Source organism: Agarivorans sp. B2Z047 (genome assembly GCF_023373605.1).
Taxonomy (GTDB): Bacteria; Pseudomonadota; Gammaproteobacteria; order Enterobacterales; family Celerinatantimonadaceae; genus Agarivorans; species Agarivorans albus.
Genome location: NZ_CP088080.1, coordinates 2,150,569 through 2,169,006 on the forward strand (window position 1 = coordinate 2,150,569; position 18,438 = coordinate 2,169,006).

At 44.7% G+C, this 18,438-nt stretch carries 14 protein-coding genes; 8 read left to right on the forward strand and 6 right to left on the reverse strand.

Translation table 11 applies throughout. The features are described from left to right. Positions 1-2 precede the first annotated feature (2 nt). From fabZ to tilS, 7 genes are read left to right on the forward strand one after another with little or no spacing between them, the layout of a single operon-like run. On the forward strand, positions 3-458 hold the full coding sequence (gene fabZ / locus LQZ07_RS09865) for a 3-hydroxyacyl-ACP dehydratase FabZ (RefSeq protein WP_016401175.1): 456 nt from the start codon (positions 3-5) through the stop codon (positions 456-458). Positions 459-470: 12 nt separating this feature from the next. Next, complete coding sequence (gene lpxA / locus LQZ07_RS09870; RefSeq protein WP_152779244.1) at positions 471-1,259, forward strand: acyl-ACP--UDP-N-acetylglucosamine O-acyltransferase; 789 nt, start codon at positions 471-473, stop codon at positions 1,257-1,259. Further along, positions 1,259-2,401: a lipid-A-disaccharide synthase gene (gene lpxB / locus LQZ07_RS09875; RefSeq protein WP_152779243.1), complete on the forward strand. Its 1,143-nt coding sequence runs from the start codon at positions 1,259-1,261 to the stop codon at positions 2,399-2,401. The genes lpxA and lpxB overlap by 1 nt, the downstream gene beginning before the upstream one ends. 30 nt (positions 2,402-2,431) lie before the next feature. After that, positions 2,432-3,028 (forward strand): ribonuclease HII, encoded by a 597-nt coding sequence (gene rnhB, locus LQZ07_RS09880; RefSeq protein WP_152779241.1) that lies wholly within the window; start codon positions 2,432-2,434, stop codon positions 3,026-3,028. Positions 3,029-3,030: 2 nt separating this feature from the next. After that, positions 3,031-6,516, forward strand: a complete 3,486-nt coding sequence (gene dnaE / locus LQZ07_RS09885) for a DNA polymerase III subunit alpha (RefSeq protein ID WP_152779239.1) — start codon at positions 3,031-3,033, stop codon at positions 6,514-6,516. A gap of 12 nt (positions 6,517-6,528) precedes the next feature. Then, positions 6,529-7,485 (forward strand): acetyl-CoA carboxylase carboxyl transferase subunit alpha, encoded by a 957-nt coding sequence (accA, locus tag LQZ07_RS09890; RefSeq protein WP_016401170.1) that lies wholly within the window; start codon positions 6,529-6,531, stop codon positions 7,483-7,485. 48 nt (positions 7,486-7,533) lie between these two features. Then, positions 7,534-8,856, forward strand: a complete 1,323-nt coding sequence (tilS, locus tag LQZ07_RS09895; RefSeq protein WP_152779237.1) for a tRNA lysidine(34) synthetase TilS — start codon at positions 7,534-7,536, stop codon at positions 8,854-8,856. Here the strand turns inward: tilS and LQZ07_RS09900 are convergent. The 6 genes from LQZ07_RS09900 to rcsF form a co-directional block, all read right to left on the reverse strand. Further along, entirely contained in the window at positions 8,834-9,715 is an 882-nt protein-coding gene (locus tag LQZ07_RS09900; RefSeq protein ID WP_152779236.1) for a GGDEF domain-containing protein, read from the reverse strand. The two genes, tilS and LQZ07_RS09900, sit on opposite strands and share 23 nt — an antisense overlap. Positions 9,716-9,795: 80 nt before the next feature. Beyond that, entirely contained in the window at positions 9,796-10,941 is a 1,146-nt protein-coding gene (locus LQZ07_RS09905; RefSeq protein ID WP_152779234.1) for a patatin-like phospholipase family protein, read from the reverse strand. Positions 10,942-11,046: 105 nt separating this feature from the next. After that, positions 11,047-12,747, reverse strand: a complete 1,701-nt coding sequence (locus LQZ07_RS09910; protein ID WP_152779232.1) for a proline--tRNA ligase — start codon at positions 12,745-12,747, stop codon at positions 11,047-11,049. A gap of 59 nt (positions 12,748-12,806) precedes the next feature. Then, positions 12,807-13,427 carry a DapH/DapD/GlmU-related protein gene (locus LQZ07_RS09915; RefSeq protein WP_152779229.1) on the reverse strand — a complete coding sequence of 207 codons (621 nt, stop codon included), beginning with the start codon at positions 13,425-13,427 and terminating at the stop codon, positions 12,807-12,809. After that, on the reverse strand, positions 13,417-14,136 hold the full coding sequence (tsaA, locus tag LQZ07_RS09920; protein ID WP_152779227.1) for a tRNA (N6-threonylcarbamoyladenosine(37)-N6)-methyltransferase TrmO: 720 nt from the start codon (positions 14,134-14,136) through the stop codon (positions 13,417-13,419). Before tsaA ends, LQZ07_RS09915 begins: the two co-directional genes overlap by 11 nt. Further along, positions 14,136-14,507, reverse strand: coding sequence for an Rcs stress response system protein RcsF (rcsF, locus tag LQZ07_RS09925; protein ID WP_194164041.1), 372 nt, complete (start codon positions 14,505-14,507; stop codon positions 14,136-14,138). Before rcsF ends, tsaA begins: the two co-directional genes overlap by 1 nt. A gap of 168 nt (positions 14,508-14,675) precedes the next feature. On the opposite strand from rcsF, the gene LQZ07_RS09930 reads away from it, so the two are divergent. Further along, positions 14,676-18,347 carry an ATP-binding protein gene (locus tag LQZ07_RS09930; protein ID WP_152779224.1) on the forward strand — a complete coding sequence of 1,224 codons (3,672 nt, stop codon included), beginning with the start codon at positions 14,676-14,678 and terminating at the stop codon, positions 18,345-18,347. Positions 18,348-18,438: the final 91 nt, after the last annotated feature.

The window sequence follows — 18,438 nt, forward strand, 5'->3', positions numbered from 1 at the left end:
TTTTGACTAAACAACTTAACCGCTTAGAAATTCAAGATATCATGGAGCTTTTGCCCCACCGTTACCCATTTTTGTTGGTAGACCGGGTATTGGATTTTGAAGAAGGTAAAACCCTACACGCCATTAAAAACGTAACTTTTAACGAACCGTTTTTTACTGGTCACTTTCCGCAACAACCCGTTTTTCCAGGCGTATTAATTCTTGAAGCGCTGGCTCAATGTACCGGGATATTGGCGTTTAAATCTACCACTAAGCCAGCCGATAACGAGCTTTACTATTTCGCGGGTATCGATAATGCGCGCTTTAAGAAGCCGGTTGGCCCTGGCGATGTATTGCACCTCGAAGTTGAATTATTACGCGACCGTCGCGGCATCGGTAAATTTAACTGTGTTGCCAAGGTAGAAGGCGAAGTGGTTTGTAGCGGCGAAATCATGTGTGCACGTAGGGCCTACAAATAAGTGGAGCTGAATATGATAGATAGCACTGCAAGTATACATCCAAGCGCCATCATCGAAGGTAATGTAAAAATTGGTGCCAACACTACTGTTGGTGCTTTTACCATTATTCGCGGTGACGTTGAGATTGGTGAGAACTGTCAAATCGCTTCACATGTAGTGATTAAAGGCCACTCTAAAATTGGCAATAATAACCGCATTTTCCAATTTGCCTCGGTAGGTGAAGACTGCCAAGACTTAAAATATGCCGGTGAAGAAACCTATTTAGAAATTGGCGATAACAACACTATCCGCGAGAGTGTGACGATTCACCGAGGCACTACCCAAGACCAAAGCATTACTAAGATTGGCAGCAACTGCTTATTTATGATTAATGCCCACGTTGCTCACGATTGTGTTGTGGGTAATGGCTGTATTTTTGCTAACAACGCAACTTTAGCTGGTCACGTCACTATTGGTGATAACGTTATTTTTGGCGGTCAAGCAGCGATTCATCAGTTTGGTAAAGTTGGCTCTTACGCCTTTGTAGGTGGCTGCGCAGCTGTTAACAAAGATGTTCCTCCCTATGTGATGGCTGTAGGTAACTATGCTCGCCCAGTAGCAGTTAATACTGAGGGTTTATTGCGTAGAGGTTTTAGTAAGGATGCTATTAAGGCGATTCGCCAAGCTTACAAAACGCTTTACCGTAGTGGCAATACTTTAGAGGAAGCCCTAAACCAGATAGAGTTATCTGCTGAGCAATACCCAGAGGTTAAGTTGTTCGCCGATTTTCTAAAAGAAAATGGTCGAGGCATTGTTCGCTAATGGCTCAGGCGGATTTGCATATCGCTATAGTCGCCGGGGAAGTCTCCGGCGATATTTTAGGTGCCGGTTTAATTTCTGCACTTAAACAACAATATCCCAATGCGCGCTTTTCCGGCATAGCTGGAGCACTAATGCAAGAGCAAGGCTGTGAGGCCTTGTTTGATATGGAAGAGCTGTCGGTAATGGGGCTAGTGGAAGTGCTAGGGCGTTTACCGCGTATACTCAAAATCCGCAAACAACTGCTCCAACAATATATTCAATCTCCACCAGACATTTACATAGGCATTGATGCTCCAGATTTTAACTTAGGCGTAGAACATAAACTGCACGCTAAAGGTGTTAAAACTGTTCATTACGTTAGCCCCTCCGTTTGGGCATGGAAACAAAAGCGAGTTTTCAAAATTAAAGAGGGCTGCAATAAAATTCTGGTTTTCTTGCCATTTGAAAAAGCCTTTTATGATCGCTTCGAAGTACCTTGTGAGTTTGTTGGACACACTTTGGCTGATCAAGTTCCTCTTGAAAGCCCCAAATTGCCTGCCATCGAGCAGCTTGGCTTAGATAGCTCCAGAAAGGTGTTGGCAATTTTGCCTGGTAGTCGAAATGCGGAAGTGGGTTTGCTTACACCAGTCTTCCTTGAGTCAGCTAAAAAATTACTTGAGCAGTATCCAGATCTACAGCTGGTTGCTCCTTTAGTTAATCAGCGCCGCCGAGAACAATTTGAAGCTTTAGTCAATGAGCATGCGCCAGAGCTAGATATTAAAGTTATCGACGGACAAGCTCGCACCGTAATGACCGCAGCAGACGCTATTTTATTAGCATCCGGCACGGCAACACTGGAAGCGATGTTAGTAAAACGGCCTATGGTAGTGGCTTATCGTTTTAAGCCTTTGACTTATCGAATTGCAAAGTTAATTGTTAATGCCAAGTTTGCTGCCTTGCCTAATTTACTTGCCGACAAAATGATTGTGCAAGAATATGTACAAGAAGACTGTACCAGCGACAACATTGTGGCCGAGTTAAGTCGCCTACTTGAAAGTGATAACAGCAAACTCATCGATAAGTTTACTGAATTGCACCAACAAATCCGTTGTGATGCTGACCACAAAGCAGCGCAAGCGGTTATTGAAGTAATAAATAGTTAGTTTTCCTTATACGCGTTTTTTGGAGTTGTCATGACGCCTTTTGTTTATCCTTCTGGTTATTCTGTGTTTGCTGGCGTTGATGAAGTAGGGCGGGGCCCTTTAGTGGGTGATGTGGTAACTGCAGCGGTTATCCTTGACCCCAAGCAGCCAATTGCAGGACTAAACGATTCCAAAAAGCTCTCTGAGAAAAAACGTTTGGCGCTAGCCGAAGAGATTAAGCAGCATGCAATAGCTTGGGCGATAGGTCGGGCAACTCCTCAAGAAATAGATCAGCTGAATATTTTGCATGCAACCATGCTGGCGATGTCTAGAGCCGTTGCAGCTTTGAACGTTACACCTGAGTTTGCGTTGATCGACGGCAACCGAGAGCCTCAATTAGGCGTCCCTTGCCAAGCGGTGATAAAAGGTGATGGTTTGGTGGCCGAAATAAGTGCTGCTTCAATTATCGCAAAAGTGGCAAGAGACCAAGAAATGGTCGAATTAGATGCCTCTTACCCAGAATACCAGTTTGCTAAGCATAAAGGCTACCCAACAGCTTTACACCTAGAAATGTTGGAGAAACACGGTGCTATTGCCGAGCATCGGCGCAGTTTTAAACCCGTACAGCGGGTACTAGGAGAGCTGTAGTTTTGTCAGAACCTACACCAAATCCATCTTTCATTCACCTTCGGGTCCATTCGGACTTTTCGATGGTTGATGGCTTAAAAAAAGTAAAACCCATAGTTGCAAAAGCGGCCGAATTAAACATGCCGGCCATTGCTTTAACCGATCAAACTAACCTCTGTGGTTTAGTTAAGTTTTACGGCGAAGCTCATAACCAAGGGATTAAGCCCATTGTCGGTTGTGACTTTTTTGTTCAGTCAGATGAATTGGGTGATGACCAGTTTCGATTAACCTTATTAGCTACTAATAACAAAGGTTATCAGAACATCACTATGCTCATCTCACGGGCCTATTTGCGAGGGCAGCTGCAGGGTAAGCCGGTTATAGATAAGCAATGGCTGAGTGAACATGCTGAAGGTGTGATTGTTCTCTCAGGTGGTCGCCAAGGTGATGTGGGCAAAGCTTTACTTAAAGGTAACCACGATATCGTTGAGCGAAGTCTTGCATTTTACCAACAGTATTTCCCAAATCATTACTTTTTAGAGTTAATTCGCACCGGCCGCCCCGACGAAGAAAACTACCTGCACATGGCCGTTGCGTTAGCGGGCGATAAAGGCTTGCCTGTAGTCGCTACAAACGAAGTTGTTTTTTTAGAAGAAGATCAGTTTCAACCTCATGAAGTGCGGGTTGCCATTCATGATGGTTTTGCTATCGATGATAGCCGCAGACCTAAAAAGTATAGCGCGCAACAATATCTTCGCAGCGAGCAAGAAATGCAGGAGTTGTTTGCAGATATTCCCGAAGCACTGCAAAACTCAGTAGAAATCGCCAAACGCTGTAATGTGACGGTGCGCTTAGGTGAGTACTTCTTGCCTGACTTTCCCACCGAAGGCCTGCCCATTGAAGAGTTCTTCTGTAAAGTATCTTGGGACGGTTTAGAAGAGCGCTTAGAGTTTTTGTTTCCCGACCCTGAAGAGCGAGCAAAACGTCGTCCGGAATACGATGAACGTTTACAAATTGAACTTGATGTAATTAACCAAATGGGTTTCCCTGGTTACTTCCTCATCGTAATGGAGTTCATTCAGTGGAGTAAGGATAACAATATTCCGGTTGGACCTGGCCGGGGCTCGGGTGCTGGTTCGTTGGTAGCTTATGCGCAAAAAATTACCGATTTAGATCCGCTTGAGTTCGACTTACTATTCGAGCGATTTTTGAACCCCGAGCGGGTATCTATGCCCGATTTCGATGTCGATTTTTGCATGGATCGTCGTGATGAGGTAATCGACCACGTAGCCGAGCTATATGGTCGAGATGCGGTATCGCAGATTATCACCTTCGGTACTATGGCTGCTAAAGCAGTAGTGCGTGACGTAGGTCGGGTATTAGGTCATCCTTTTGGTTTTGTTGACCGGATCTCTAAGTTGATTCCACCCGATCCGGGAATGACCCTAGAAAAAGCCTTTGAGGCTGAACCGCGTTTGCCAGAGCTGTATAATGCTGACCAAGAAGTTCGCGAGTTAATCGATATGGCTCGTATCCTCGAAGGGGTTACGCGTAACGCAGGTAAACACGCCGGTGGCGTAGTAATTTCGCCCACCACTATTACCGACTTTGCGCCCTTATACTGTGATGCAGAGGGTAAAAACCCAGTTACCCAGTTTGATAAGAATGATGTTGAATATGCCGGCTTAGTGAAGTTTGACTTCTTAGGCTTGCGTACACTGACCATCATTCAATGGGCTTTGGATATGCTTAACCCAGTGTTAGAAGCCAAGGGTGAGCAGCCAATCGATATTGCGGCAATTTCTACCACTGACCCAAAATCATTTAGATTACTGCAAGATTGCAAAACAACCGCGGTATTCCAGTTGGAATCTCGTGGTATGAAGGATTTGATTAAGCGTCTTAAGCCCGACTGTTTTGAAGATATGATTGCACTGGTGGCCCTGTTCCGTCCCGGTCCGTTGCAATCTGGCATGGTAGATAACTTTATCGAGCGTAAACATGGTCGAGAAGCAATTTCTTACCCTGACGAGACTTGGCAACACGAAAGCCTGCAACCTATTCTAGAGCCGACCTACGGTATTATTCTTTACCAAGAACAGGTAATGCAGATTGCTCAGGTTCTAGCAGGTTACACCTTGGGTGGTGCTGACATGTTACGCCGGGCTATGGGTAAGAAAAAACCTGAGGAAATGGCCAAGCAGCGGGCGGTATTTGAAGAAGGCTCTATTAAGAATGGGGTTGATGGCGAACTGTCCATGAAGATCTTTGACTTGGTAGAAAAGTTCGCTGGCTATGGTTTTAACAAGTCTCACTCCGCTGCTTACGCCTTAGTTTCTTATCAAACCTTATGGATGAAGGCGCATTACCCTGCGTACTTTATGGCTGCGGTGATGTCGGCCGATATGGATAACACCGACAAAATTGTTACTTTGGTAGATGAATGTAACAACATGGGGCTTAAGCTGGTGCCGCCCGATGTAAACACTGGCTTGTTCAAGTTCTCGGTGAATGCCGATGAAGAAATTGTTTACGGTATTGGCGCGATTAAAGGGGTGGGTGAAGGCCCCATTGAAGCGATTTTAGAGGCCAGACAAAGTGGACCATTTATTGATTTGTTTGATTTTTGTTGTCGCTTAGACCTCAAGAAAATCAATAAAAGGGTGATTGAAAAGCTGATTATGGCTGGAGCCATGGACAAGCTGGGTCCGCATCGCGCCGCAATGATGGTGACATTGCCAACCGCTATGCAAGCCGCTTCACAACATGCAAAAGCTTCAGCTCGGGGTCAAGAAGACTTATTCGGTATCATTGCTGAAGAAGAAGATGAACGCCCAGAGTTTATTGATGAACCAGTTTGGACAGAAAAAGTCTGGTTAGAAGGGGAAAAAGAAACCCTTGGTTTATACTTAACCGGTCACCCAGTTAATCGCTATTTAAAAGAGTTTCGTCAATATACAACGGGACGCTTGGTAGATATACGTCCCACCGGCCGAGGTACTACATCAACGGTAGCGGGCTTAGTGTTATCTACACGGGTAATGCTTACCAAGCGGGGCTCAAAAATGGGCATCATTCAACTCGATGATCGCAGTGCCCGTTTGGATGTGATGTTCTTTAGTGAAGCATTCGATACCTACCAAGAATTATTAGAAAAAGATCGCATGTTGGTGATTCAAGGAGAGGTCAGCGTTGATGATTTCTCCGGAGGCATTAAAATGACTGCTCGTGAAGTCATGGATTTGTCGATGGCTCGTGAACGCTGGATGAAAAAACTGCGTTTGCGAATGTGTCGCGACCAGCTAGATGAACTATTTTGGCAAAGATTTTACGAAGTATTAGAGCCTTATCGAGCGGGAACCTGCCCAATAGCAATAAGTTATGAGGGCGATAATGCCAGTGGCATGTTAAGCTTAGGCACCGATTGGCGAATTACGCCGAGTGAAGATTTAATAGAGGCGTTGACCCAACTGCTGGGACAACAGCAAGTCACCCTAGAATTTAATTAAGAAAAAGATTATATGAATCCGAATTTTCTAGAGTTTGAGCAGCCGATTGCTGAGCTGCAAGCGCAAATTGAAGAGTTGTGCATTGTAAATGAAGAATCTGGCGTAGATGTAGATTTACAGGAAGAAATCTCTCGTTTGCAACAAAAGCAAAACGATTTAACCCAAAAAATATTCTCAGACTTAGGTGCTTGGCAAGTTGCGCAGCTAGCGCGTCATCCTAATCGCCCTTATGTGTTGGATTACATCGAGCACATTTTCACTGACTTTGATGAGTTAGCTGGTGATAGAGCTTACGCTAACGATGAAGCTATTGTTGGTGGTATGGCACGTCTAGATGGCAAACCTGTAATGGTTATTGGCCAGCAAAAAGGTCGCGAAACCAAAGAAAAAATCCGTCGTAACTTTGGTATGCCAAAACCAGAAGGCTACCGCAAAGCGCTTCGTTTAATGGAAATGGCTGAGCGTTTTAATATGCCAATCATTACCTTCATTGATACTCCCGGAGCATATCCAGGCGTAGGCGCAGAAGAGCGTGGACAAAGTGAGGCAATTGCTAAAAACCTATTGGTTATGGCTGGCTTAAAGGTGCCAACTATTTGTACCGTTATTGGTGAAGGTGGCTCTGGCGGCGCCTTAGCAATTGGTGTAGGCGACCGCGTTAACATGCTTCAGTACAGCACTTACTCGGTGATTTCTCCAGAAGGTTGTGCTTCGATTTTATGGAAGAGTGCTGATAAAGCACCTGTTGCAGCCGACGCTATGGGCATTACTTCAGAGCGCCTTAAAGAGTTAGATTTAATTAATGACATTGTTCCAGAGCCATTAGGTGGCGCCCACCGTGATGTTGCCGCGATGGCGCTTAATCTAAAAACTAAGCTATTGAGCGATTTAGAAAGCCTATCAGCATTAGACACTGAAACCTTGTTAGAGCAGCGCTATCAGCGCTTAATGTCCTACGGATATTGCTAAAAATGATCTAGGGCATTGGTATCTCCAGTGCCCTATTAAGAGGTTAATTTGTCCCTTCAATCTCGCTTTTCCCACTCCCTAGTTTCACTTCCTTCAACAACTCAACGTATTGTTATTGCCCTTAGTGGCGGCTTAGATTCAAGCGTTCTACTGCACTTAGCAGCCCAGTACCATAAATCTCACCGGCACTTAGAGTTGCTAGTTGTGCACGTAAACCATGGCCTGCAAGAGCAAGCAAATAGCTGGCAACTTAGCTGTCAGCAGCAAGCTGAGGCTTTGGGTTTACCCTTTGTGGCTGAGATGGTTGATGTTGAAGTAAAAGCACGCTCTAGCTTGGAAGCGGTGGCGAGAGAAAAGCGTTATCAAGCCTTAGCGAAACATATGGATGCACATAGCTGCTTGTTAACTGGACACCATGCCGACGACCAGTTCGAAACCTTTATGCTAGCGCTAAAGCGGGGAAGTGGCTTACAAGGCTTAGCTGCTATGCCGCAAATGCGTAATTTTGCTGCTGGGTGCTTGTTAAGGCCTTTGTTATTGGTAACGCGAGCAGAGTTAGAAGGCTATGCTAAGCAACAGCAACTCTGCTGGATAGAAGACCCAAGCAACCAGTCTTTAGAGTTTGATCGTAACTTTTTGCGGCATAAGGTATTGCCAGAGCTAACAGAACGCTGGCCCCAATGGCTAGCTTCCACTCAGCGTAGTGTTCAACTACTACAAGAATCAGTCGATTTGTTGGAAGAGCTGGCTGAGTCTGATTACCAAACGCTTGAGCGTGAGCAAACGTTGTGTTGCGAAAGCTTGTTACTGCTTTCGCCAAAGCGCCAAAGAAACGTGCTCCGTTACTGGTTTAAGCTTATGAATTGGGCTTACCCAAGCCAAGCGCAATTAGCGCAGATCATCACTCAAGCCTCTGCACAACAAGATGCCAAGGTAGCCGTTACATTAGCAGAAGGGCAGTGTCGCCGCTTTCAAGCTTGTTTGTATTTGGTGAGAAAAGTTGAATTGCTTGAGTCAAACTTAGTGACTAACTGGAAGCTTGCTAGCACACCAATATTAACCTTGGATAATGGTAGTCAATTAGCTTGGCAAAATGGTGGCAAGTTATTGCCGCCTTCAAGTTCCCAACAAGTTAGCATTAAATTTAGAACTCATCTAGAGCAAAAAGAGTTTAAAGCGTTTGGGCGCGTTGGCAGTAGAAGCATTAAGAAGCTATTGCAAGAATGCAAGTTACCGCCATGGCAGCGCAATCGCTTACCTTTTGTATTTTATGATGAGGTGTTAGTGGCAATAGCTGATATTTATATTCAGAAAGACTATGCATGCCCAAATAATACGGGCATTGCTCTTAACTGGTTGCCGACTTGTTAGCGTAAAGCTGTTCGTCGGCGCTTTGGATTAGGCTTTCGCTATTGCTGCCAGGTGTCCATTCGCTTACCCCAATACTTGCTGAAATATCGTATTGAGCCAGTAGTGGCGACTCTTCTAGTTTGGTGTGTAAGCGTTTAATCACTTTTTGCGCAGAGTACTCGGTGGCCGGGCGGAGTAACATGGCAAACTCATCACCACCTACTCTAAAGGCTTGATCGCCGCTTCTAATTACCGACTCGAGTACTTTGGCAAAGCTAATTAATACTTGATCGCCAACCGGATGGCCAAGCGAATCATTCACTTGCTTAAACTTGTTCAAGTCTAACAGCATAAGTACTAAGCCACCTTGCTGCTGGCTTTGACGGGTTTGCTGTTCTATAGACGTATGCAAGGATTCATCGAAATGGGCTCGATTACCGATACCGGTTAAGTAGTCATTACGCACCCGTTCTTGTAATCGCGCTATCTGCAGGGCATGTTTTAATGGAGCCTGCAGCAGTTGCGTTAGCTGGCGGAGTTGATGAATTTCATTACGCTGAAACGGCGTATCGCGGGTAAAGGTAACAATCGCTAAGGGTTGGCTTTGATTGTTGAGGTTAAAACTACGGTAGTAGCGCTGGCCTTCAAATAAGCTCACTTCGGTTTGCAGGCTATCACTAACCAAACGCATGGCGGAAAACTCAACGTAATTCGTTGCCATAGCGGCAAAGTTTTGCAGTAACTCATCTAACTGTAAGCTTTCTTGCAAAGACTCAAGAATACTCAGCTTCTGAACAGCATTAAGTTTAGCGTCATTAGAAAAATGTGATATTTTTCTTGGGCTTACAATATTGTTCTGCGCTAATTGTAGAGAATCCATAGTTACTTTACTCTTATCTAATCTTGCTGTTTAGCGTCAAAAAACGCCGCTAGTTAAGAATAAAGCAATTTGTAGGCCAGCTAATCTTCCAAAAAAGCCAAAATTTTGTCAATTTGCTGCGAAGTGTTTTGGTATCCCTCTCTTATCAGATAGTTAGTGTAATCTTGCTCGAACATTAAAAAGCTGGTGATGGCCGAAGGTTTGTCTTTTTTAATGCCTAAGGTAGCCAGCATCAGCCGTACCGAAAGTGGCAATATACTAAAGTGGTTGTGTGCGGTTTGTTCGAAATCGATATTAGGTTTGATACTTAAAGAGTGAATAGGGCGCAAATCTAATTGTTTTTGCTGTTGTGGTGTTAATAACTCAATAGTTCGATTAATACGTTGTAAGCGCTCTAAGTCTGAATTAAGAGTATCGGAAAACACCGAGTCGAGAAGATGACCTGCAATTGTTGCGCTATTCGGCGGAGGACAATCTATTGCGCAGTTGGGTTTGCGAGGCTGCTCTAAATGAATCGCCAGTATTTTATCAGCACCTAAATGGATTGCGGGGCTAAGTGGGCAAAGCTGATGAATGGAGCCATCGCCGTAGTAATCTTGACCTACTTTCTCTGCTGGAAATATCAGAGGTATGGCTGTTGAAGCAAGTAGGTGACTGGTATGGATTTGGGTTTTTCGCCCAAGACGCCTGGCGCGTTGCCAGTTTTGTTGATGCTGCTTGGCTTGAAAAAAAGATAAGGACTGACCGTCTTGGTAATTTGAAGCGGTGACCGATAAGGCATGCAGATAGCCAGTGGCAATGTTCTGATCGATCCGCTTGTAGTTAAGATAATCGTTTAATAAGGTTTGTAAGGGCTGGTTATTGAGTAGGGAAAAGCCTTGTTGCTGGCTATAGTCTGCATGCAGGCTTTTGCACACCATTGATGATAATTGCTTGGCTATGGCTAAACTGTCGGTTCTAAAAACTTGCTTACATTTAAAGTTACGCCAAATATATTCAAGCTTTTTAACCCCTAATCGAAAGCAGGACGCATAGACACCTAGCGCAGTAGCGTTTATCGCACCCGCGGAAGTACCACAAAGTATTGAAAAGGGACTGGCATGGTTTCTTGGGTATTGCTCCGCAATCGCTTTTAGAACCCCAACTTGGTAGGCCGCTCGCGCGCCGCCGCCGGTAAGAACGAGAGCGACTTTGGGTTTGTTTTTAATGCTAGCCTTTTGATTCATAATAATATCTTAGCACAGCGTTTTATCACTGCTTGCTGGTGATATCACACTCCCAAAAACAAAAAAAAGCCGGCGAAGGCCGGCTTTTTAATCAATCTACAGATTTCAGAATTGGTCGAAGATTTGCTCTACAGCCACTTCAACTTTTTCTCCACTACGTCGATTTTTGTATTCAATCACGCCTTTGTCTAGGCTGCGATCACCAATAACGATAACGTGTGGAATGCCAATTAATTCTATGTCGGCAAACATAACACCTGGACGCTCTTTACGGTCGTCAAACAATACATCAATACCACGCTGCTTGGCTTCTTCGTAAAGTTTGCTAGCCACTTCTTGAACGCGATGAGATTTATGCATGTTCATCGGTACAATGGCTAGCTTGAATGGCGCAATCGCATCTGGCCAGGTAATACCGTATTTGTCGTTGTTTTGCTCAATGGCTGCAGCAACGATACGAGATACACCCACGCCGTAACAACCCATGGTTAAGGTTTGGTTTTTACCTTGCTCATTAAGCACTGCAGCGTTCATTGATTTAGCGTAGGCATCACCAAGTTGGAAAATATGGCCAACTTCGATACCACGTTTTATTGATAAATTACCTGAACCGCAAGGGCTTGGGTCGCCTTCTACCACATTGCGTAGATCTGCCACTTCGCCAAGTACTATATCTCGCTCCCAGTTGATACCGAAGAAATGTTTATCATCTACGTTAGCACCTGCACCAAAGTCACTACAGTGCGCGGCAGCGCGGTCTACAATAACTGGCATTGGTAAATTAACTGGTCCTAAAGAGCCTGGGCCTGCGCCAACTGCAGCGCGAATTTCTTCTTCACTAGCAAACTCAAGCGGTGAAGCTATCTCAGTTAAGTTTTCTGCTTTAATTTCATTGAGCTCGTGGTCGCCACGCAAAATTAATGCAATAAGTGAATGCTCAGATTCTTCACTGGCTTTCACAATCAAGGTTTTAACTGTTTGTTCAACCTTAATGTCGAACTGTTCAACGAGCTCAGCAATGGTTTTAGCATTTGGCGTAGCCACTTCTTGCATCTCTTGGCTAGGTGCTGGGCGCTCACCTGCAGGGGCTAAGGCCTCTGCTTTTTCAATGTTTGCCGCGTAGTCGCTGTTATCAGAGAATACGATTGCATCTTCGCCAGACTCGGCGAGAACGTGGAACTCATGGGATACGCTGCCACCAATGCTGCCAGTGTCGGCCAATACTGGGCGGTACTCTAAACCTAAACGCTCAAAGATACGGCAGTAAGCTGCGTACATTTCATCATAAGTGCTTTGTAAGCATTCATCAGATAAGTGGAAAGAGTAGGCGTCTTTCATTAAAAACTCGCGAGAGCGCATAACGCCAAAACGCGGGCGAACTTCATCACGGAACTTGGCTTGAATTTGGAACAAGTTAAGCGGAAGTTGCTTATAAGAGTTTACCTCTCTGCGGACTAATTCGGTAACCACTTCTTCGTGGGTAGGGCCTAGTACAAAATCGCGCGAGTGACGGTCTTTAAAGCGAAGCAGCTCTGGGCCAAACTTATCCCAGCGGCCGGTTTCTTGCCATAAATCTGAAGGTTGAACAGTAGGCATGTGGATCTCAATAGAGCCACTGGCGTTCATTTCTTCACGAACAATTTGTTCTACTTTTGAAAGAACACGCAAACCATTGGGTAGCCAAGTATATAAACCTGAGGCTAATTTTCTTACCATGCCAGCGCGCAGCATTAACTGGTGAGATACAATCTCTGCATCGCTCGGAGTTTCTTTCTGAGTTGCCAGAAGATATTTGCTAGAACGCATATCTGTCCTTTCATTTAGCTATTAAATTGCGGCGATTGTAACAGGCTAATTTAGCTCTGTCAGGCCTTGTCACGGCGGTCGCCGATGATTTTTGCAGGGTTACCGGCAACGATAGCCCATTTAGCCACATTTTTAGTGACTACCGCCCCCATTCCCACCACCGCATGGTCGTCAATCTCAATGCCGTCAACAATACAGGCGTTCGCACCAATCCACACATCTTGGCCAATTGTGACGCCTTTGGATTGGCTGTTTTGCCGCCAAATATCTTGCTCTGGGTGCATGCCATGGTTGAAGGCATAAATTTTTACGCCGTTAGCAATACGGCTATTGTTGCCAATGCTTACGCCTTTTTGCCCGCCGTCGATGGAGCAACCGTGGTTTATAGCTACGTGGTCGCCAATGGTTATTGGGCCATGCAAGAAGCTTTGAGCTGCCACAAATGAGCTGTTGCCTAGCGAGATTAAACGCCCTGGCTCGGCAAATATATTGGCGTCTGGGGCAATGAAACAGTTATCACCAATTTGTACGGTTTCTAGTGCTTGCAAATGTTGTTGGATATCATTTTGCCAGGGCTTGGCCCATTGCAGGTGTTTCGCTTTTAAACGGTAATAAAGCCACGGCATCCAAGCAAGGCGCTGTTTATGTTGTTGCTGATAGTCCTGAGGTTCAAGCTGCATGGGTCACCGAAACAATTTCTACTTGTGACTCACTGGCATTAACTTCTAAGATTCGCCAGCGGATATTGAACTGATATAAGGCCACACCGTATTCTCGGTCGTCAGGCTTGTTTTGTTTGTATGCGGGGCGCGGATCTTGGGCTAACACCTGCTCGAACACTAGCCGTTGAGTTTGTTCTATATTCAGCAGTTGAGCTTGTTGCAAGGCTTGTTGAGTCCAATTCACTTTTAGCTGCTGCTGTGGTGCTAGCTGTGCGTAACCAGCTTGCGCTTCTGGAATGCTGTCAGCGTAAGGTAAGTAGGGTTTTACATCATAAATAGGAGTGCCGTTAACTAAATCGCCACCTTTGAAATGCATGGCCAACTTATTTGGGCTGCGTTCAACGTGACTAAGTTCAAGTAAGGATAAACCTAAGTGATTAGGGCGAAACGATGAACGAGATGCTAATACGCCCACTTTTTTGTTACCACCTAAACGTGGTGGGCGTACCTTAGCTTTCCAGCCAGATTTAATATTTTGATGAAAGGCAAACACTAACCAAAAGTGACTAAACTGCTCCACATTGTCTAGTAAATCAGGGTCATTAAAGTCGGAGTTGAAGACTAAGCTGCTGGTTGTTGCATTAACCAAGCCGGGTTGACGTGGCACCGAAAACTTCTCTTGATAAGGGGAGTGGATAAGGCCCAAAGGAGATAGCTGGATATTCATTACTTTTCAATTCTGTAGGCTTTGCCAAAACAACTTAACATGGCAATGCATGCTGCAGGTTCTTCAATTGGGTAGCATTGTTGAATAGTGACTACATTGGCCCCAATACCAGCGGCTTGCTCGCGAAGATTATTGCGTGCATCCACTTTCTGCGGTGGTGCTTGATTGGCTTTTTCTTGGCAACTTAGCCCTTCTACAATGCCTAAGTACTCTGCTTGCAGGGGATCGATTTGTTCATCGTTCACAATTTCCACTTCGGTGGCAGGCAAATAGTTTTCAAAGTTTTCTTTATCTACGTTGGTATTAAAACTGTAGTTGCCACTACAAGCTATTAGGCTGCTGCTAAGCGCCATTATTAGAAAAACACGCATACACTTCCCTTGAATCAAATACTTGAAGCTGGTCATTAGCTGGTAAAATTGACATGTACTTATTGATAATACTGGGTTTATTATAACATCACTTAGTTTCGCTTGTTGTTTCAAGTTAATGCTGAATAGCGAAAAAGTTTTTAGGATGTTTTACCAAGGATATAGGTAATGTCTAAACCTAACATCAGCATGTTTCGCAATTTAGATTTAGCATGGCGGCACAGCATTGGCTTGCTATTTTCGCTGGTGTTGGTGGTAGCTCTGGCCTTTTGGGGACGCCAGTCTTCAGCGTCAGTCGCTCCCTTAGTTACTGTTATGGTGGCGATGCTTAGCATTATTTTGCCGCTTTCTGTTGGCTTAATGTGCCGCAGTTTTTACCGTAAGAAGTACAGTTACACGATGTTGGTTTTTGGCGCCGCCTTTTTCTCGGTGTCGGGTTTAGAGCTTTGCTACTTTATTCTCAACTATCCCTCCTTTTTAAGTGTTCAGCCACTATCTTCGAATACTGTAGCGATATGGTCTGGGCTGATTACACGTGGCTTTTTAGCTGCTGTGTTGCTCATTTGCGGAGTGCTGCTTAGCCGGTACGAGCGCTTAGCCAACGGTGGGAAAATGAGCATCGCGGTGCTGGCTATTGGTAGCGTGATATTTTCTTTTCTAAGTGTCGCCTTTCTTTATGTAGTGTCATTACCTTTTATGCAGGTGGCTTTAGCCCATCTTCATTCAGTGTTGGAATTATTGGTTACTGCGGTATTTGCGATTGCTATCGCTTATTTTGGTTGGCGAGGTCGCTGGCTAAATTGCACCCTTGAATGTGGCGTATTTGCGTGTGTGTGCATTCAATTTATTTTGTACTTTTGGCCGGTGTCAGAAGACTTAGGTGTTAACAGCTTTGCGGTGTTTTCCTTGTCGTTAATTAAGCTAAGCAGTTACTTGGTGGTTGCCGTTGCTAGCTACTTGGAGTTAAGAGCGCCTGCACCAGTTACTACCATAGAGCGGGAGCGACGCCGCGAAGACCGGCTGATTCGCTTAATGGAGCGAGCGAGAGGGAAGCAGTATTCGTGGTTTAAACGCAGTAAAAGCTCCATTAGTACTTACGTTACCTTGCTCAGTGGTTGCTTGGTGGTAGCCGGGGTTACGGTAACTTACCTAATATTTTATTTTTCTTTTGTTGCCAGTTTAGAGAGCGAGCGTGAACAGCAACTAAGTTTACGAAATGCAATTCAAGTTGAGCGCCTAGATCGAGAAATATCTCATGCTTATGAAGAGCTCAGCCATCTAGCCGAGCAATCTTTACTTGATGGGTTTATTCAGCAGCAATTTGTAGATGAACGCTTCATTAATGTAGAACCCGATTTTTGGCATTCGCGCTTAAGTAGCGATATTCGTCAGTTACTTAAACGGGAAAAAGCTTTACTGGCCGCGCATCTTATTGTGGTTAGCCAAGGCCAACAATTTGAATATCTCTCAGTAGGAAAGCGAATTGGTCAAACGCTGCCTAAGGCATTGCTATTAGACGCAGAAAAGTTGCCAGACAGAGTGCATGCTCAAACAATTAGACAAAATAGCCAAGGCGTATGGTACTTGGCTACTAGTGTGCAACATAGCGATGGCGGTGTTGCCGCTATATGGCTTTTTGAGTATCGTCTTGATGATTTGTTTAAAGTATCCCAGCAGGCGTCATCAAATCGTTCTAGTCAACATGCTGAAACCACCATTGGGCCTTTGTTGGTGTTCGACATTAATGGAGAGCGATTGTGGCGCAGTGAGCATGGCAGAGGGCAGTCTACGAGCTTTCAAGCCTCAGAATATCAACGCATCAAGCAGCTAATTAATTCCCCAGTTAAAGATTTACCAGAACAAGTGGTTAAGTTTGGCTCTTACATACTAAGTATTCAGCGCCTGCCTTATTTGCCGTCGAACGATCAAGAGTATTTGGATTTAGTGCAAGTAACTGATTACGAGGAAACTATCGCAGCCTCACAAATGGCGGCTAAGCAAGCTTTGTTAGCGGCAGCTGTAGTCATCGGCTTAATGGTGCTAGTAGGTTGGTTTTTTGCTCACACTATAGTTGCGCCACTGCGCTACATTACCAACGCAACGTTGTTATTTGGTGAGCGCAATATACAGGTGACCTTGCCAGATAAGTCGAATGATGAAGTGGGCGTATTAGCCCGAGCCATAGGCCAAATGACGGCAAAAGTAGATGCGCGTACTGAGCAGCTCAATGACGAGATTGCCGAACACCAGCGTAGCCAGCAGCAGTTAAGCATTGCTAGGCGAGATGCAGAAACAGCTTCGCAAGCAAAAAGTGACTTTTTGGCAATGATGAGTCATGAGATCCGTACCCCACTAAACGGTATTTTGGGAATGACTCAGTTACTTAGTGCTTCCTCGTTGTCTGAGGAGCAAATTGAGCACGTGAATACCATTCGCCTTTCTGGCAAAGCTTTATTGGTGATTGTTAATGACGTATTGGATTTCTCTAAGGTAGAAGCCGGTAAAATGGAGCTACGCTTGGATGCCTTTAGCTTGCATTTAACCTTGCTTGAGGTAGTTAAGTTATTCTCTCCTCAAGCTAAAGCTAAGCATTTGAGTTTGCATCTCGATTACCCTGAACATTTACCTAAGGTGTTCATTGGAGATCAGGGCAGGGTGCAGCAAATATTTATTAACCTCGTCAATAATGCGATTAAGTTTACCGAGGTGGGCACGGTGAATTTAAGTGTTGAATATAGTCAACAACCAGGTGCTGAGGAAACTGTATTAGTAAGAGTAACCGACAGCGGCATTGGTATTGCCGAAGAGTCTATTAACAATTTATTCATGCCTTTTGCTCAGGCTGATAGCTCAACAACCCGTCGTTATGGCGGCACTGGTTTAGGGTTGGCCATTTGTCAGCGCATTGTTACCTTAATGGATGGCGATATATCGGTGACATCGGGTTTAGGGGTTGGCTCAGAGTTTAGTGTGAGCTTACCTTTGCAAAGTGTAGAAGATGATGTGTTGAGCGTAAGTGTTACCGACAGTCGTGAGCAGGCTGTATTAAGCAAGTTGTCTGGCCATGTACTGTTGGTTGAAGACACCGTGGTTAATCAACGTGTTGCCAGCCATATGTTAGACAGCTTTGGTCTTAAAGTGATGATCGCTCGTGATGGCCATGAAGCCATAGATCTGTTTAAGCGTTGGGGTTCAAAACTTTCTCTCATTTTAATGGATTGCTTGATGCCTGACATGGATGGTTATGAAGCCACTATGGTTATTCGGGAGCTTGAAAACCTCGCTCAGCGTATTCCTATTATTGCGTTAACAGCAAGCGTTAGCTTAGAAGCAAAACAGGCTTGTTTTGATGCTGGAATGGATGACTATGTGACTAAACCATTTGACCGAGTGGGCTTATATGTTTGCCTGCGTAAATGGTTGAATACAAAAAATGCTAGTGTTGAGCAAACACAGCTAACAAGTAGTGATGAGCTTTCTAACGTTCAATATCAACGGATTTCAACAACTGAGCTTACTAAGCTGCAAGAAAGTATGGGGGATGAGTTTGATGCCTTATTGCAGGAATATCAAAAGGGCGCAGAGGCGATGATTGAAGAGCTATTGCAAGTTTTAAAGGTTAAGCGTTACCAAGATGCAGTACGCTTAGCGCATGGCCTTAAATCTAGTAGTAGTTATTTCGGCGCAAGCAGTTTACAAGCTCAGTGTTTAGCGCTTGAAGAAGGCTTAAAAAAACAACCGATTTTGGATGAGCATATAGCACTTGCTGCTGGCTTATTTGAAACTCTTAGTGAAACTATGCTGGAAATCGAACAGCATATCCGCTTATATTCTAAATAGATTGGTATTTTTAGGTTTGCTGGATGTAAACCACGATGCGTTGTAGCTTTAGGCAAATAGACTAGCCTTAAACAACAGCATCGTTTTTTGT

What these genes read in the sequence shown, in the direction of transcription:
- lpxB (WP_152779243.1), top strand. Translation starts at nt 1,259, where the DNA reads ATGGCTCAGGCGGATTTGCATATCGCTATAGTCGCCGGGGAAGTCTCC.
- LQZ07_RS09915 (WP_152779229.1), bottom strand. Translation starts at nt 13,427, where the DNA reads ATGCAGCTTGAACCTCAGGACTATCAGCAACAACATAAACAGCGCCTT.
- LQZ07_RS09930 (WP_152779224.1), top strand. Translation starts at nt 14,676, where the DNA reads ATGTCTAAACCTAACATCAGCATGTTTCGCAATTTAGATTTAGCATGG.
- LQZ07_RS09900 (WP_152779236.1), bottom strand. Translation starts at nt 9,715, where the DNA reads ATGGATTCTCTACAATTAGCGCAGAACAATATTGTAAGCCCAAGAAAA.
- lpxA (WP_152779244.1), top strand. Translation starts at nt 471, where the DNA reads ATGATAGATAGCACTGCAAGTATACATCCAAGCGCCATCATCGAAGGT.
- rnhB (WP_152779241.1), top strand. Translation starts at nt 2,432, where the DNA reads ATGACGCCTTTTGTTTATCCTTCTGGTTATTCTGTGTTTGCTGGCGTT.
- LQZ07_RS09905 (WP_152779234.1), bottom strand. Translation starts at nt 10,941, where the DNA reads ATGAATCAAAAGGCTAGCATTAAAAACAAACCCAAAGTCGCTCTCGTT.
- accA (WP_016401170.1), top strand. Translation starts at nt 6,529, where the DNA reads ATGAATCCGAATTTTCTAGAGTTTGAGCAGCCGATTGCTGAGCTGCAA.
- LQZ07_RS09910 (WP_152779232.1), bottom strand. Translation starts at nt 12,747, where the DNA reads ATGCGTTCTAGCAAATATCTTCTGGCAACTCAGAAAGAAACTCCGAGC.
- rcsF (WP_194164041.1), bottom strand. Translation starts at nt 14,507, where the DNA reads ATGCGTGTTTTTCTAATAATGGCGCTTAGCAGCAGCCTAATAGCTTGT.
- tsaA (WP_152779227.1), bottom strand. Translation starts at nt 14,136, where the DNA reads ATGAATATCCAGCTATCTCCTTTGGGCCTTATCCACTCCCCTTATCAA.